Consider the following 14,577-nt stretch of genomic DNA (forward strand, 5'->3'; position numbering starts at 1 on the left):
TCCTAGTTGCTCGACGACGAGGACTTGCCTCGTTCATGTGCGCGCTCAGCCGCGGCATGAACCTTGTGGAAAACCATGGGGTCGATGCCATCGCCGATCAGATGCCCGACTGCTGTCGGGTACAACGGCCGCGCACGTCGAGAGATGTCCGAATGGTGAAAATCGGTCAGACCACGGTGACGCAGATGCAACTTTGATTCGTGAGTGAACGCCCCGCGTACCTGTTCCACAGCTCTCGTTGCCGCGACCCATTCGAACCGTGACTTCTCAATGAGCTGGTAGTCGATTGCACGGGTCACGCAGGCGGCAACCCAGTCGGCAAACTGGATGTTCGAGCTGAGTTCGCTATCGACGTGCATCGGCGGTTCCAGGATGCGGTTCATCTCCGGATGGTCGGCAGCACGACCAAGGATGTGCCCGTACATGTTCGGTAGGCGCTCAGCTCGCGTCTTCTCGGTGATCTGGTCGATCATCACCAAGAGGTTCTTACGCTCAGCCTCCGCATGAGTCGACAAGCGGTTGAGAGTCTCCCGCATCGCCACGGTCTCCCGCTCGATCACGTCGAGGCCTGTCTGCTTGGGCGTGCCCACTGGCTTCTCGTCCACGTAGTAGAACAACGCCCCACCCATCGCACGCAATGCGCGCACCAGACCGTTGAAGACCCGAATCTGCTGCGGGAACTTGTCCAGTGTGTCAGGCCGGAAGATCGACGCGCCCTTGCGTTCCCAGCGACCAGGGTTCGCTACGTTCTCAAGCTCGCTCTTGAACACCTCACGCTTGCGCCGTGTGAACTCTCGGCCAAACCTACGGGCGCACTCGGCTGGTACCACGAAGCCGGCGTACCCGAATGCGGGACTCGTGCTGAACCTCGGGTGGTCCCGGGCGACGAACGCACCCGGTTCTCCGACCTCGTCGATGTATGACAGCAGCATGCCGATGATTATGCTTCGGCTCGCCCACATCGGCTGGGTAACGCAGAAGCCCACGCACAGGGCGTGGGCTTCTCGAATCGGCGCGCGGGGAACTGTTCCATCCCTCGCTACCTTCCGCGAGGTTATCGCAACACCCGTCACTCAGCAATGTGCTTGATGCCACCCATCGAGGGCACAATGCCACTCATCGAGGGCTGGGCACGGCACACAGGTCAGAGCCGACCCGCCGCCTTGAGCGCCAGGTACTCGTCTGCCAGGCGCGGCGCCAGGTCGTCCGGCAGCGCCTCGACGACGTCGGCGCCGTAGCGGCGCAGCATCGTCGTGACGGCCGTGCGCTCGAGGTCGCCGCGCGCGGCGGCCGCGGCGTCGTAGACCTCGCTGACCGTCTCGCGGCCGGCGCGCAGCCCAGCCACCTCCTCGTCCGCGACGGAGGCGACGACCACCGTGTGGTTCCGGGCGAGCTGGTCCACCACGGGCAGCAGGCCGTTCTCCACCGCCGCCGGGTCGAGGGTCGTCAGGAGCACCACGAGCGCGCGCTGCGTCATGCGGGTCCGCACCTGCGTCACCACGCCGGGCCAGTCCGTCTCCAGCAGCACCGGGTCGACGGTCGCCAGCGACTCCGCCATCGCCGGCATGAGCCGCGGTCCGGCGGCGCCGACCACGCGCGAGCGGACGGTGCGGTCGAACGCCACGAGCTCGACCCGGTCACCGGCGTGGCCGGCCAGTGCCGCAAGCAGGAGTGCCGCCTCGATGCTGGAGTCCAGCCGGGGCGCGCCGGTCGAGTCCGCAGCACCCACCCTGGCAGCGGACGTGCGTCCCGTATCCAGCACGATCATCACCCGCCGGTCCCGCTCCGGCCGCCAGGTACGCACCACGACCTCGCGCCGGCGGGCGGTGGCGCGCCAGTCGATCGAGCGGACGTCGTCGCCCACCACGTACTCCCGCAGCGAGTCGAACTCGGTGCCCTCGCCGCGGATCTGCACCGCCGCGCGCCCGTCCATCTCACGCAGCCGCGCCAGGCGCGAGGGGAGGTGCTTGCGGCTCGCGAACTCTGGCAGCACGCGGAGCCGGCCGGGCACCGGAAGGGTGACCTGGCGGCCCGCGAGGCCCAGCGGCCCGAGGCTGCGGATGGTCACCCCGCCCGCCGCACGGTCGCCGCGCCGGGTCGGCACGAGCGTGGTGGGAAGGCGCGCCGCCTCCCCGTCCGGCAGGTCCACGTGGTGACGCCCGGACCCGCCCGACGCCGGACGCACCCGCTCCGACCTGCCCCGGCCCGGCCCCGCGCCCGCCGACGGCCCCCACGCGTCCCGGACCACGGCACGCAGCCGGCGTCCGGACGCGTTACGGAGCACCAGCTCACTGGTCGCCTCGGCGCGCAGCCGCACCGAACCCGGCACCCGCCGCTGCACCGCCACCCGCCGCGGCGAGGCAGCCAGCACGATGTCGACGACACACACCAGGACCACCACCGTCGCCCACACCAGCACCGTCCCGTTCGCCGGCAGGAGCAGCACGGGAATCACACCGAGCCCCATCAGGGCGGCGGCCCGCCACGTCACGACCATGCGCGCGGCCTCAGCGCGGCACGGGCACGGAGGCCAGCACCGTGTCCAGCACGCCCTCGGCGGTGACACCCTCGAGCTCGGCCTCTGCGCGCAGCTGCACGCGGTGCCGCAGCGTCGGGTGGGCGAGCGCCTTGATGTCGTCGGGCGTCACGAACGAGCGCCCGGACAGCCACGCCCAGGCCCGCGCGGTGCGCAGCAGCGCGGTCGCGCCACGCGGCGAGACGCCGAGCGAGAGCGACGGCGAGAAGCGCGTCGCGCGGCACACGTCCACGGCGTACCCGAGCACCTCACGCGACACCTGGACGCGGGCCACCTCGGCACGGGCACGCTCCAGGATGTCGGCGTCGGCCACGGGAGTGACGCCGGCGGCGGCCAGGTTGCGCGGGTCGAAGCCGGCGGCGTGCCGGGCGAGGACCTCCACCTCCTGGTCGCGCTCTGGCAGCGGCAGCACGAGCTTGAGCAGGAACCGGTCGAGCTGCGCCTCGGGCAGCGAGTAGGTGCCCTCGTACTCGACGGGGTTCTGGGTTGCGATCACCATGAACGGGTCGGGCAGCAGCCGGGGCGTACCGTCCACCGACACCTGCCGCTCCTCCATCGCCTCCAGGAGAGACGCCTGGGTCTTGGGCGGCGTGCGGTTGATCTCGTCGGCCAGCACCAGGTTGGTGAACACCGGGCCCTCGCGGAACGAGAACTCGGCGGTCCGCGCGTCGTAGACGAGCGAGCCCGTCACGTCGCCCGGCATGAGGTCGGGCGTGAACTGGACACGCTTGGTGTCCAGCTTCAGCGCGGCCGCCAGGGTGCGGACCAGGAGGGTCTTCGCAACGCCCGGCACGCCCTCGAGGAGCACGTGCCCCTGGCACAGCAGGGCGATCAGCAGGCTGGTCACCGCCGCGTCCTGCCCGACGACGGCCTTGCCCACCTCCGTACGGACCGCCGCCAGTGCGGCGCGCAGCTCGTGCGACGGGGCGGGCGGCTCGGCCGGGCCGGACCCGGCCGTCGGCCGGTCGGTAGACGGCGCGCTCTGCGGGCCGGGCGTGGCGGGCCGTTCGTTGCTCGGCTGCTGGGCCGGCGTGGGCTCAGCGGGCTGAGCCGCGGGCTGGTGGGGGAAGGCTGGTTCGGTCACGGTCGGTGGACCTCGCTCTCCAGGATGTCGAGTCGGCGCGCGAGCTCGGCGAGCGCGGCGTCGTCAGCGGGGGGTGGGCCGTAGAGCAGGTCTGCCACCTGCTGCGACGGGCGGTTGGTAGCGGCGACGACGGAGTCGACCACGGAGTTTGCGTCGGACGAGCGAGCCAGGCCGAGGCGTGAGGCTATCCGGTCGGCCGTCGAGGCGCGCAGGCCCGCCGCGGCGTGACCGCGGGCGCGAGCTGCCCGGTACAGGCGGGCACGCCCACGCGTTGCCTCGGCCGACCGCACGAGCACCGGCAGGTCCTCGACGACGAGCGGCCCCATGCGGCGCACGCGCCACAGTGCGAGCAGCACGGCGGCGAGGACGACCACCAGCGCGACGGGTGCGGAGCCTGGCGGCATCATCGCGTTGAGCTGGCCGCGCTCAGCGGGGGTCGGCTCGTCGTCACCGGTACTGACGTCCATCGGGTTCGGCACCAGCCAGACCAGGTCCGCGTGCTGCCCCAGCATCCAGAGCGCGAGCGCGGCATTGCCCTCGTCCAGGACCGTGCCGTTGCGGATCACCGCAGGGTCGTCGACCAGCGTCACCGACCGGTTCGGGAAGTCCAGACGCGCATAGGCGTAGGCACCGAGGCCGTCGGGCCAGCACAGCACGGGACGCACGGCGTCGCCGCCCGCCTCGTTGGACATGTCGTAGAGCCCTGGCCGCAGCGTGAGCTCGCCAGCGGCCTGGGCCGCCGGGTCGTCGCACTGCGGCGCCACGGGGCCGTCCGCCTCGCCGTACGTCGCGTCGACGGTGTTCCGGCTCATCGCAGCGACCATCGTGTAGTCCGCGCCGAGCACCACCAGGTCGGCGCCCGTGCGGTTCAGCGACGAGATCTGGTCGTCGGCGAAGAACCCGGGATTGGGCGTGATCAGGAGGGTGCTGTCCGGGCCGGCAGCCGCCGCCGCTTCGGCCACCGTGGTCACGTGCGTGATCCGCACGCCCTGGTCCTTCAGAACCTCGGCAACGGCCATCGCACCGTTGTCCTCCGGGTTGTCCGGGGCGTACTGCTCCGCCGACGTCGGCGGTCGCACCACTGCGAGGAACAGGACAAGGAGCGCGATGGCGACGAACACCGTCAGCGGCCAGCGCAGCCGGCGCCAGGTGCCCGCTGCGCGGGACCGGCCGGTGCTGTCGTCGCCGATCACGACCGGTGGCTCGTCGACCGGGCCGCTCCGGGCGCCGGTCACGGCCGTGGGCGGCGTAGGAGCCGGCGGCGGCGGGACGGGCGTGACCGTCATGCGGACACCCCCGGCTTCTCGGTCGCCTGCGCCTCTGCGCTCGACCCGGCACCCGGTCCAGCCGTCGGCCCGGTGCCGGACAGCGCGACGGGCCGGGCAGCGGTGACCTCGGCGTCGAGTGCGCGCAGCTCTGCGTCGTCATCCGGCGTGGCGACCCGATCGCCGTACTCGACGCCGTCGAACAGGTCAGCGCCCGAGCGCAGCCCGGCGGCCTGAGCAGGCAGCCGTGCGCCGGCGTCGGCGGCGGCCTCCTGGGCCGTGCGGCCGGGGCGCGGGTCGATGATCACGCGTTCCTCCAGGGCGCGGACGACGGCACGGAAGCGCTCGACGGCCGCCGTCCGCCAGTCGCCCGACGCCGCGGCGGCGTCCGCCGCCGCGCGCATCTGGGAGGCCGTGCGGGCGTCATCGGTGTCGAGCACCTCGGCGGAGCCCGCGCGGTTGCGCCCCAGCCGAACCGGTCCGGCCACCAGCCAGGCGACCACCAGGACCGCCACGACGATCACCGCGATGACCAGCCCCAGCTGGGGACCTGACATCGACGTGTCGGGCCAGTCGATGCTGTTCAGCCAGTCCAGCACCCAGCTGATCAGGCGTGACAGCAGCGACTCGCGCTCCGCGTACTCGGTGCCCTGCAGCTCGCTGCTGAGCCACTCGCGTGCGGTGTCCCGGTCCGGGACGACGGGCAGATCGGCCCTCATCTCACTGGTCCGCTGCGGTCGCGGCCGCGGTCTGCAGCTGCACGTCCAGTCCCTCGCGACGCATCCGGGTGTCGATGTAGAGCAGCGCGATGACGCCGCCGAGGAACAGCACGCTCATGCCGCCGGTGATGACGTAGGTGATCCCGTAGCTGGCCGCGAGTGCCGCGCTGTTCGCGGTCGCCATGAACAGGCCCATCACCATGCCGATGGGGAACGCGACGACCTGACCGATGATGCCAAGGATGAGCGACGTCAGCAGGTAGATGCCGAGCACCCGCCAGAACGTGCCACGCGTGAGCCTCCACGCGCGGCGAACCGTGGTCCAGAAGCCGCCGCCCTCGACCGCGAGCGCCGGCGGGACGAGCAGGAGGCGGGTGAACACCCACACGCCGACCACCACGAGTGCGGCGAGCACGAGGAACAGTCCGATCAGCCCGAGCGTCGGGTCCACGACGAACAGCGCGGCGACGATGCCGACTGCGACCGCGTACGCCACGAGCACTGCGACGGTGCTCAGGAGCGAGAAGCCGATGAGGAACCAGGCGCGCTTGCCGACGCGGCGCCAGGCGGCGGACACCGAGATCTTGCGACCGATCACCGAGTCGCTCACAGAGACGGCCATGACGCCCATGGCGAGCGGGGTGGCGAGCATGAGCAGCAGGCTGGTGCCGAGCAGCGACCCGTAGGTCACGCCGAGGACATCCTGCGTGAAGCCGAGATCGTCGAAGGCCGGGTCGGACCCGATCTCCGCGAACAGGTCCGCGAAGAGATCGGTGAACAGCGTGGTGAGGGGGATGCTGACCAGGGTGCCGATGGCGACGGCGACGACCACGATGATCGCCGTCAGGCCCAGCGTCACGCCAGGGTTGTGCCGGACGGCGCCGAACGCGCCGTCGTACAGCTCGCCGAGGCTGAGCGGGCGCAGGGGGACGATGCCGGGCTTGTCCGCCGGAGGGCGGTAGCCGGGCACCTGCGAGGAGTACGGGGAGTACTGCCCGTATTGGCTCTGGCCGTACTGCGCGGCCTGCTCACCCTGCGGTGCGCCGTACTGCGGCGTGCCGTACTGCGGCGTGCCGTACTGCGGCGTGCCGTACTGCGGCGTGCCGTACTGCGGCTGGTCCTGGGCAGGTGGCGCTGCCGGGTCGTACCCGGGCGCGTACTGCCCGTACCGCGGCGGCTCGCCCCAGCCGGCGGGCTGGGACCCTCCGGACTGCGGGGGCGTCGGCTGCGCCGGCTGGTCGGGTGCGCTCTCGGGCGTCGTCATGGGGGCGTGCTCCCGGGTGTCGTCTTGGGGTCGTGCCTGCTCGGCAACCCTAGTACGCGAGGCTGACACCGGGCCGCGCTTTTCGCGCATGCGTCGGTCGCTCCGCGCAACTGTCACCCAGCCGTGACCACCGTGGCGCCGGCCTCGTGCTCGGCGAGGTCACCCGTGGCGCCCGCACGGACGGCGCGGCGGCCCAGCACGTAGACATAGGTCCAGAAGCCTGCCAGCACGATCATGCCGATCACGATCTTGAGCCACCAGTACATCTCGGACCCGGTGACGAAGCCCTCCACGAGACCGGAGACGCCGAGCGCCGCCGCGAGCCCGATGACCGTCGTGATCAGGGCGCGGCCTTCGGCGGCCATGGCGACCGACCGCTTGCGGTGCCCTGGGTCGATCAGGGTCCAGAACAGGCGCAGCCCAGCGGCGCCCGCGACGAAGATGCAGGTCAGCTCCAGCAGGCCGTGCGGAGCGATGAGCGTGAGGAACAGGTCGAGCTCACCGTGGGCGGCCATCATGCCGCCGGTGGCGCCGATGCCCACCGCGTTCTGCCAGAGCACCATCAGGGTGAAGAAGCCGGTGATCCCGCCTGCCACGGCGAGCGCCGCGATCCTCGCGTTGTTGGTCCACACGACCCCGGCGAACCCGATGCCGGGGTCGTAGTAGGAGGCGAACGCCTCGTTCACATAGTTCTCCTGCTCGGACGGCGTCATCATCGAGTTCATCGCCTCGGCGTCGGTGGCGATGTAGACACCGGCCACGATCGCCACGAGCAGGCAGGCCGCCGTCACGGCGTGCGACCACCACCGGATCCGGTAGAAGGCTGCGGGCAGCGACACCACCGCGAACCGCACGACCTCGCGCCAGGCGGGCTCGTGCGTGCCGGCGATGCGGGTACGGGCCCGGTTCAGGACGTCGGAGAGGCGCGTCACCAGCGCAGGGTCCGGCGCGGCCGACCGGACGGTCGACAGGTGTGTGGCGACCGACTGGTACAGGCGCACCAGCTCGTCGGACTCGGCGCCGTCCAGGCGGCGGCGGGACGAGAGCTCCTTGAGGCGGTCCCACTCTGCGGCGTGCACGGCGGTGAAGGCGTCGATGTCCACGACGGTAGTCTGCCGCACAGGAGATACGGCGTGACCCCGAAGGCCCCGACACCCCGACCGGAGGAACCGTGCAGGACGGCATAGTCATCGGCGAGGGCGTGGTGTTGGACGCCCGCCCCGCGTCGTTCATCACCCGCGCGATGGGCGCCATGCTCGACTTCCTGGTGATCGGCGTCGCCATCTGGGCCGCGGTGATCTTCGGCGGGGTCTGGTTCGCCGGGGCCGCCATGATGAGCGAGGACCTGGCGCTGATCATCGTCGCCGTGGCGAGCGCCGCCTTCGTGGTGGGTATACCGGTCACCATCGAGACGCTCTCCCGCGGCCGGTCCGTCGGCAAGCTCGCCTGCGGCATCCGGGTCGTGCGCGACGACGGCGGGCCCGTCCGGTTCCGCCACGCCCTGGTGCGCGCCCTGGTCGGGGTGATCGAGCTGTGGCTGACGGTCGGCGGGATCGCGGCCATCGCGTCGCTGTCGAACGCCAAGGGCAAGCGCCTCGGCGACCTCGCCGCCGGCACGTACGCGGTGCGGGTGCGGGGCGGCAGGCCGCTGTCGGCACCGATCGTGATGCCGCAGTCCCTGGCCGCGTGGGCCCACACCGCCGACATGCGCCGGCTGCCGGACGGGCTGGCGCTCGCCGCCCGCCAGCTCCTCGGCCGGGCCGCCCGCCTCGCACCAGATTCACGGGCCCGGCTCGCCGACGACCTCGCCGGCCGGATCGAGCGCTACGTGGCGCCAGGGCCGCCGCCCGGCACCCACCCCGAGGCGTTCCTGCACGCCGTCCTCGCCGAGCGTCGTGACCGTGAGCTCGGCGCCGGTCAGCGGGAGCGCAAGCGGGCCGAGGAGCAGGCAGAGCTGCTGCACCGCCTGCCGTTCGCGGTCGCCGACCCGCCGCGCTGAGCCGGGCACACACGGATACCGGCGCCTTGCGGCTCGACACCAGCAACGACTCGTAACCTGCGGCTCGACGCCACCCGCGTCAGGCCCTGACGTCTTCCGAGGTTCGCAGCACACCACGCGAGCGCAGGGCGTCCGAGCAGCGCAGCAGCCCGGTCTGCACCGCCCGGCGCAGCCGGGCCGACGTCGGGCGCTCGATGCCGTAGTGGATCACCATGGCAAGGGCCAGGCTGATCGCGCCGGCCGCGAACAGCGCGACGGTGCGGGTCGTCTCGTGGGCCAGGATGTCGATCACCGCGTACCCGAACTGCGTGTGCACCAGGTAGATCGGATAGGTCAGGGCGCCGACGGTGCCGAGCACCGCGGCAACCCGCCGGGGCGGGACGGTCCGGCCTGGCAGCGTGGTCGCCCAGACGGCGGCGATGCTCGCCAGCATGAGCATCGCGGAGATGACCGGGTTCACCGGCACCCCCTGGAGGTCTGACGCACGGCCTGCGGCGTCGAGGACCCGCATCACGCAGAGAGTGATTCCCCCGACGAGCAGCAGGCCGCTCACCAGGTCGACCCCGTCGCGGTAGACGAGGAACAGCAGCATGCCGACGGCGAAGTACGGGGCGTAGTTCGGTACCAGCAGGTCGGTGAGCCAGTGGGCGCCGAACGCCTGGGCAGCCCAGCCGGCGAGCGGCCAGAGCGTGGCGAACGCCAGCACGCGGTTACGCGTGAGCGGGCCGAACGCCAGGACGACGAACACGAGCAGGTAGAACTTCAGCTCCACGAGCAGGGTCCAGAACACGACCTGGACGCCGGTGACCTCGAACAGGTCCTGCACCATCGTGAGGTTGACCAGGGTCTCGGTGAGGCTGGTCCGGCGCCCGCCCGACCACACCTGCTGCAGGCCCGCCGTCAGCACGATGCAGGCCCAGTACGCCGGGAAGAGCCGGCCCACGCGGGAGGCGACGAAGCCTGCGACACCGCGGCCGTCGGCGCTGAGCAGGATCACGAACCCCGAGATCATGAAGAACAGCTCCACCGCGAGCCAGCCGTATCGCGTGACCTCGTTGAGCAGCGGGAACGCGTCCACGGGGTCGACACCCCAGTACCCGGTCACCGTCGAGGTCGCCGTGAAGTGGTAGAGCAGCACCGCCGCTGCGGCGGCAAACCGCAGGCCGTCCATCCCCACGAGCCGACCGGAGGACTTCCGGTCCTTGCCTACCGTGGGTGCGGAGGGCGCCTCGGGCAAGGTGGCGGGCGTGCTGTCGTAGCGGGTCATCGCCGCAGACCTTAGATCACGGAACGATAACGGTCAAACTTCACCCTACCAGAATAGCCAGAAGCGCCTTCGCCGAAGCATCCCAGTCGTAAAATGCCGCGCGCATCTGAGCGGACGCCGACCGCTCGGCCCAGGTCCCGGCGTCGTCGAGCTCGCGGACCGCAGCGACGAACCCGGCGACGTCGTCGGGATCGACGTACGCGCCCACGTCGCCACCCACCTCACGGAACACGGGGATGTCGCTGACCACGAGTGGCGTGCCGAGCACCATCGCCTCGACGAGCGGCAGCCCGAAGCCCTCGTCCCTCGACCCGGAGACGAGCGCGGTCGCGCTGCCCAGCACCTCGCGGTACGCCTCGTCGGACGCACCGTCGTGGAACACGAGCGTGCCTGCGCCGGCCAGCGTGCTCAGCCGTGCCCGGTGCTCTGGCGTCACCGGGCTCATGAGGTGCAGCTCCCACCCCGGAAGGTGCGCCATGGCGCGAGCGGGCAGCTCGACGTTCTTGTACGGCATGAACGAACCCATGTAGACGAGGGAGCGGGTGCGCGAGGCCTCGGACCGGCCGCCCGGCGGGCCAGGCAGCGGGTCGGGCGCGTTCGGCACCACCGTCACGGGACGCCGGGTCAGCCGGTGCCGCGCGATGAGGTCTCGAGTGGTCTCCGAGACGGTGACCACGGCGTCCGCCCGGTTCAGGAGGAGGCGCTGCGGCCACCAGGCGAGGTGGAACGCCCGCCACAGCAGGCGCACGGGCGCCGGCAGGTTCCGCGGCGGCGTCGGGTGCCGGTAGTAGATGAGGTCGTGCAGGGTCAGGACGACGCGGTAGTCCCGCCCCCACGTGCCCATGGTCTGCATGGGGCTGAAGACGACGTCCGCCCCCGTGCGCCGCACCTGCCGCGCCACGAACGGCTCGCGCCAGCTGGTCGGTGCGCTCACCAGGTGCCACGGCAGGCCGTCGGGCAGGTGGTCGAGCTGGCGCTCGTCGTTCACCAGCACCTCGACCGGGTGCAGCCGGGCCAGCGCGGTGACGATCCCGGCGGTGTACCGGCTGATCCCGTCGTGCCGGCCGACCCGCAGATACCGGCAGTCGACGACGATCTTCATCCGATCTTCCCTCACTGTTCATCCCGCCCGGCAGCGGCCTCGAGCGCGGCCAGAAAACCGGCCGTCTCCCGGGCCACGATGCCCGGTGCCTCGTAGTGCGCGAGGTGCCCGATCCGTGGGATCACGACCAGCCGTGCGTCGGCGAGCGTCGCCTCGAGCACCCGCTGCGACGGCAAGGGCGCTACGTCGTCGTTCTCCGACGCAACCAGCAGTGTCGGCGCGCTGATCCGCGGGGCGTAGGCGGCGACGTCGGTCCCGACCGAGGCGTGGAAGGCCTCCAGCAGGGTGGCCCGGTCGGCGAAACCGGAGAAGTAGCGGTCGTGCTCCGCATGGATCCAGCGCCGCATCTCCCGGTCGGTCGAGGTGACCATGGCGAGGCTCGCGATGCGGGTGAACAGCGGGTGACGCAGCAGCCCCGTCCCTGCCCGCTCGGGCAGGGCGGCGGCCAGCCGGTGCACCCCCACCGTGACGGCACTCATCGCCCTGCGCGGGCCGTCGAGCGCAGCCGTCGCTATCGGGTTGACCAGCACGAGGCCCCGCACGGACGGCGCGGGACGGGTCGCTGGACCGGCGTCGGCAGGAGCGGCCACCGTGGCGGCGGCGACGATCGACCCGAAGGAGTGGCCGGCGAGCACGACGTCGCCGTCCGGCGCGACGGCGGCCAGCAGCTCTGCCGTCCACGCGGCGTAGCCTGCGACGTCGTGCCCGCCCCCGTGCAGCGGTGCCGACGCGCCGAATCCTGGCAGGTCAGGCACCCATACCTGCAGGTCAGGGCGCTCCTGAACGAGGTGAGCGACGATCGGCTCCAGGCCGTGGTGGTCGCCCCTGAGCCCGTGCAGGAACACCATGCGTCGCGGCGCCGTCGCGGCGCCGTACACCCGGACGTGGGCGCGGACGCCACGAATCTCCAGGTCCGCGTCGCGGACGGGCGTGCCCACGACGAGCGCCGCGTACGGCAACTCGTACGATGCCTTGTGCGGTGGATCGTGCGGCGGCTCGGCACGGCGGTGCGAGTGGGTGTCGGTGTTCATCGCGCTGACCCTAAGCACGTCAGCGGCCGACGCGGGAGGGGGCCAAGAAAGATGGGGGTAAACCCCCATGCGATCCCGGGGGGAAACCTGGTGGCGGAGAAGGGCATCCTTACGTCACCGTTGACCCATGCAAGCCATAGCGGTCACCCTCGCAGTGCTCGGCGCCGCCCTGTTCGCCGGGGCCGCTGTCCTGCAGCACCGCGAGGTGGCCGACCTCTACGGGCAGCCGCTCCCCCGCGAACGGGTCCTCTCCCTGCGCCGGCTCGCCAGGATCGCCCGGCGCCCCGGCTGGCTGGCGGGCTTCGGGCTCGCCGGGGGCGGCACCATCGTGCATGCCATCGCGCTCGCGCTTGCTCCGCTCCGCGTCGTGCAGCCGATCGGGGTGCTCGCCGTGCCCGTGGCCGTCCTGCTCTCGTCGCTCAGGTCCAGGCGCCCGCCCAGCCGCAGCGTCATCCTCGGCGTCTTCCTGACGATGGCAGGCGTCGCGGTGTTCGTCGCCGCATCGGTGGGTGGCAGCACCGGCAACCCACCGCCACCCGGGTCCACGCTGCCGACCACCCTCATCGTCGGCGGTGTCGTGCTCGCCCTCGCGACGGCCGGCCTCGCGGTCGGCGGCTGGCTCCGCTGCGTCGCCTGCGCGACGGCCGGGGCCACCGCGTTCGGCCTGCTCTCCGCCCTCATGCGCGTGATCTTCCAGGAGATCGCGGCCGGCACCCTCTGGTACGAGCAGCCGGTGCTCGGCGCCGCCGCGAGCGCCGTCGTCGCCCTCGTGGTGGGCGGCTGGCTCGTGCAGCAGGCGTACCCGTCCGGTCCGCCCGAGGTCGTGGTCGCGTGCCTGACCGTCGTGGACCCGATCGTCGCGGTGCTCCTCGGTGCGCTGCTCCTCGGCGAGGGCTCCGACACGCCCGTCGCCACCTGGTTCCTCCTCGGCGGTGCTGCGGTCGCCGCGGCCGTCGGGGTCCTCGTTCTTGCCCGGCTTCACCCAGACGCCGTCGCGGCTCGCGCGGCGCGTTCCAACCCTTCGAGACTTCCCGAACCATCGAGAGGTACAGCACAGTGAACCTGCCCGGTACTTTCCGCACGATCCTGATCGGCGCCGAGACCTATCCGCCCGCCGTGAACGGCGCAGCCCGGTTCGCCGGCAGCCTGGCCACCGGCCTGGCGCGGCGCGGGTACGACGTGCACGTCGTCGCGCCGTCGCCGACCGGCCGGCCCGTGCGCGAGGTGCGCGACGGCGTGGTGCTGCACGGGCTGCGTTCCCGGCGCTACCCGTCGCACGACAACCTGCGCGTGTGCATGCCCTGGGAGACGCGCCGGGCGGTCGCGGAGATCCTCGACGAGGTCCGGCCCGACGTCGTGCACACCAACGGCAGCTTCATCGTCGGCCGCGCCCTGGTCGACGCCGCGCACCGGTCCGGCCTCCCCCTGGTCGCCACCAACCACCTGATGCCGGAGAACCTCGTCGGCTACCTGCTGGTGCCGAGCTCCATGCACCGCACCGTGGGGCGCTGGGCCTGGCAGGACATCGGGCGCGTCTACGCGAAGGCCGACGTCGTCACGGCACCCACCCCGCGGGCGGTGGACCTGCTCGCGCAGCACGCCGGACTCACCCATGCGATCCCCGTGTCCAACGGCATCGACACCGACCGGTACACCACGACGGTCCGGGACGGCCGCACGGATCCGACGGTCCTGTTCGTCGGCCGCCTGGACCAGGAGAAGCGGGTCGACGAGATCATCCGCGCCTTCGCCCTCCTGCCGGCGGACCTGCCCGGCCGGCTCGAGATCGTGGGCACCGGCGCGAAGGCCGAGGAGTGGGCGGAGCTCGCCGCGACCTCCGGCGTCGCGCACCGCGTCCGCTTCCGCGGGTACGTGCCCGACGACGAGCTGCTCACCGCGTACTCCGAGGCCGACGTGTTCTGCATGCCTGGTGTGGCCGAGCTGCAGAGCCTCGTCACCCTCGAGGCGATGGCCTCCGGCCTGCCGGTGGTGGCCGCCGACGCGATGGCGCTGCCCCACCTCGTGCGGCCCGGCGTCAACGGCTGGCTGTACACCCCCGGTGACGTGCGGGAGCTGGCGAACCGGCTGAGCGACCTCCTCGCGGACGCCGGCCTGCGGCGCCGGATGGGCGCGGCCAGCCGCGAGCTCGTCGCGGCGCATGCCGTCGACGGGACCCTCGACGCGTTCGAGGGCATCTACGAGAAGGTCCGGAGCATGCGTGAGGCACCGGCTGCGGCCTGACCACCACGTCGGTCGTGGGCGTGATCGTTGCGATGCGTCCGTTCCAGGCGCAACGACCACGCCCACGAC

Annotated in this window: 13 protein-coding genes; 3 read left to right on the forward strand and 10 right to left on the reverse strand. The window is 72.0% G+C overall.

The window, feature by feature from the left end; all coding sequences use genetic code 11:
* Positions 1–2: 2 nt before the first annotated feature.
* The 7 genes from ACFS27_RS06505 to ACFS27_RS06535 form a co-directional block, all read right to left on the reverse strand.
* Positions 3–932 (reverse strand): DUF3800 domain-containing protein, encoded by a 930-nt coding sequence (locus tag ACFS27_RS06505; protein ID WP_377181147.1) that lies wholly within the window; start codon positions 930–932, stop codon positions 3–5.
* Between the two features lie 212 nt (positions 933–1,144).
* Entirely contained in the window at positions 1,145–2,497 is a 1,353-nt protein-coding gene (locus ACFS27_RS06510) for a DUF58 domain-containing protein (protein ID WP_377181149.1), read from the reverse strand.
* A gap of 10 nt (positions 2,498–2,507) precedes the next feature.
* On the reverse strand, positions 2,508–3,620 hold the full coding sequence (locus tag ACFS27_RS06515; protein WP_449301518.1) for an AAA family ATPase: 1,113 nt from the start codon (positions 3,618–3,620) through the stop codon (positions 2,508–2,510).
* Positions 3,617–4,906 carry a DUF4350 domain-containing protein gene (locus ACFS27_RS06520; protein ID WP_377181151.1) on the reverse strand — a complete coding sequence of 430 codons (1,290 nt, stop codon included), beginning with the start codon at positions 4,904–4,906 and terminating at the stop codon, positions 3,617–3,619. The genes ACFS27_RS06515 and ACFS27_RS06520 overlap by 4 nt, the downstream gene beginning before the upstream one ends.
* Positions 4,903–5,604 carry a DUF4129 domain-containing protein gene (locus ACFS27_RS06525; RefSeq protein WP_377181153.1) on the reverse strand — a complete coding sequence of 234 codons (702 nt, stop codon included), beginning with the start codon at positions 5,602–5,604 and terminating at the stop codon, positions 4,903–4,905. The genes ACFS27_RS06520 and ACFS27_RS06525 overlap by 4 nt, the downstream gene beginning before the upstream one ends.
* A gap of 1 nt (position 5,605) precedes the next feature.
* Positions 5,606–6,868: a DUF7544 domain-containing protein gene (locus tag ACFS27_RS06530; protein ID WP_377181155.1), complete on the reverse strand. Its 1,263-nt coding sequence runs from the start codon at positions 6,866–6,868 to the stop codon at positions 5,606–5,608.
* A gap of 113 nt (positions 6,869–6,981) precedes the next feature.
* Positions 6,982–7,971, reverse strand: coding sequence for a stage II sporulation protein M (locus ACFS27_RS06535; RefSeq protein ID WP_377181157.1), 990 nt, complete (start codon positions 7,969–7,971; stop codon positions 6,982–6,984).
* 68 nt (positions 7,972–8,039) lie between these two features.
* On the opposite strand from ACFS27_RS06535, the gene ACFS27_RS06540 reads away from it, so the two are divergent.
* Complete coding sequence (locus ACFS27_RS06540) at positions 8,040–8,867, forward strand: RDD family protein (protein ID WP_377181159.1); 828 nt, start codon at positions 8,040–8,042, stop codon at positions 8,865–8,867.
* 79 nt (positions 8,868–8,946) lie between these two features.
* On the opposite strand, the gene ACFS27_RS06545 is transcribed toward ACFS27_RS06540, so the two are convergent.
* The 3 genes from ACFS27_RS06545 to ACFS27_RS06555 are packed head-to-tail and all read right to left on the reverse strand — an operon-like array spanning position 8,947 to position 12,267.
* Positions 8,947–10,134: an acyltransferase family protein gene (locus ACFS27_RS06545; protein WP_377181161.1), complete on the reverse strand. Its 1,188-nt coding sequence runs from the start codon at positions 10,132–10,134 to the stop codon at positions 8,947–8,949.
* 40 nt (positions 10,135–10,174) lie between these two features.
* Positions 10,175–11,236: a glycosyltransferase family 4 protein gene (locus ACFS27_RS06550; protein ID WP_377181163.1), complete on the reverse strand. Its 1,062-nt coding sequence runs from the start codon at positions 11,234–11,236 to the stop codon at positions 10,175–10,177.
* Positions 11,237–11,247: 11 nt separating this feature from the next.
* The gene (locus ACFS27_RS06555) at positions 11,248–12,267 is read right to left on the reverse strand and encodes an alpha/beta fold hydrolase (protein ID WP_377181165.1); all 1,020 of its coding nucleotides are present in this window, start codon (positions 12,265–12,267) and stop codon (positions 11,248–11,250) included.
* Between the two features lie 127 nt (positions 12,268–12,394).
* On the opposite strand from ACFS27_RS06555, the gene ACFS27_RS06560 reads away from it, so the two are divergent.
* A complete protein-coding gene (locus ACFS27_RS06560) occupies positions 12,395–13,327 on the forward strand; it encodes a hypothetical protein (protein ID WP_377181168.1) in 933 nt (310 codons plus the stop codon).
* Positions 13,324–14,508: a glycosyltransferase gene (locus tag ACFS27_RS06565; RefSeq protein WP_377181170.1), complete on the forward strand. Its 1,185-nt coding sequence runs from the start codon at positions 13,324–13,326 to the stop codon at positions 14,506–14,508. The genes ACFS27_RS06560 and ACFS27_RS06565 overlap by 4 nt, the downstream gene beginning before the upstream one ends.
* The last annotated feature ends 69 nt before the right edge of the window (positions 14,509–14,577 follow it).

Origin of the sequence: Promicromonospora vindobonensis, from assembly GCF_042685865.1 — a bacterium.
Taxonomy (GTDB): domain Bacteria; phylum Actinomycetota; class Actinomycetes; order Actinomycetales; family Cellulomonadaceae; genus Promicromonospora; species Promicromonospora vindobonensis.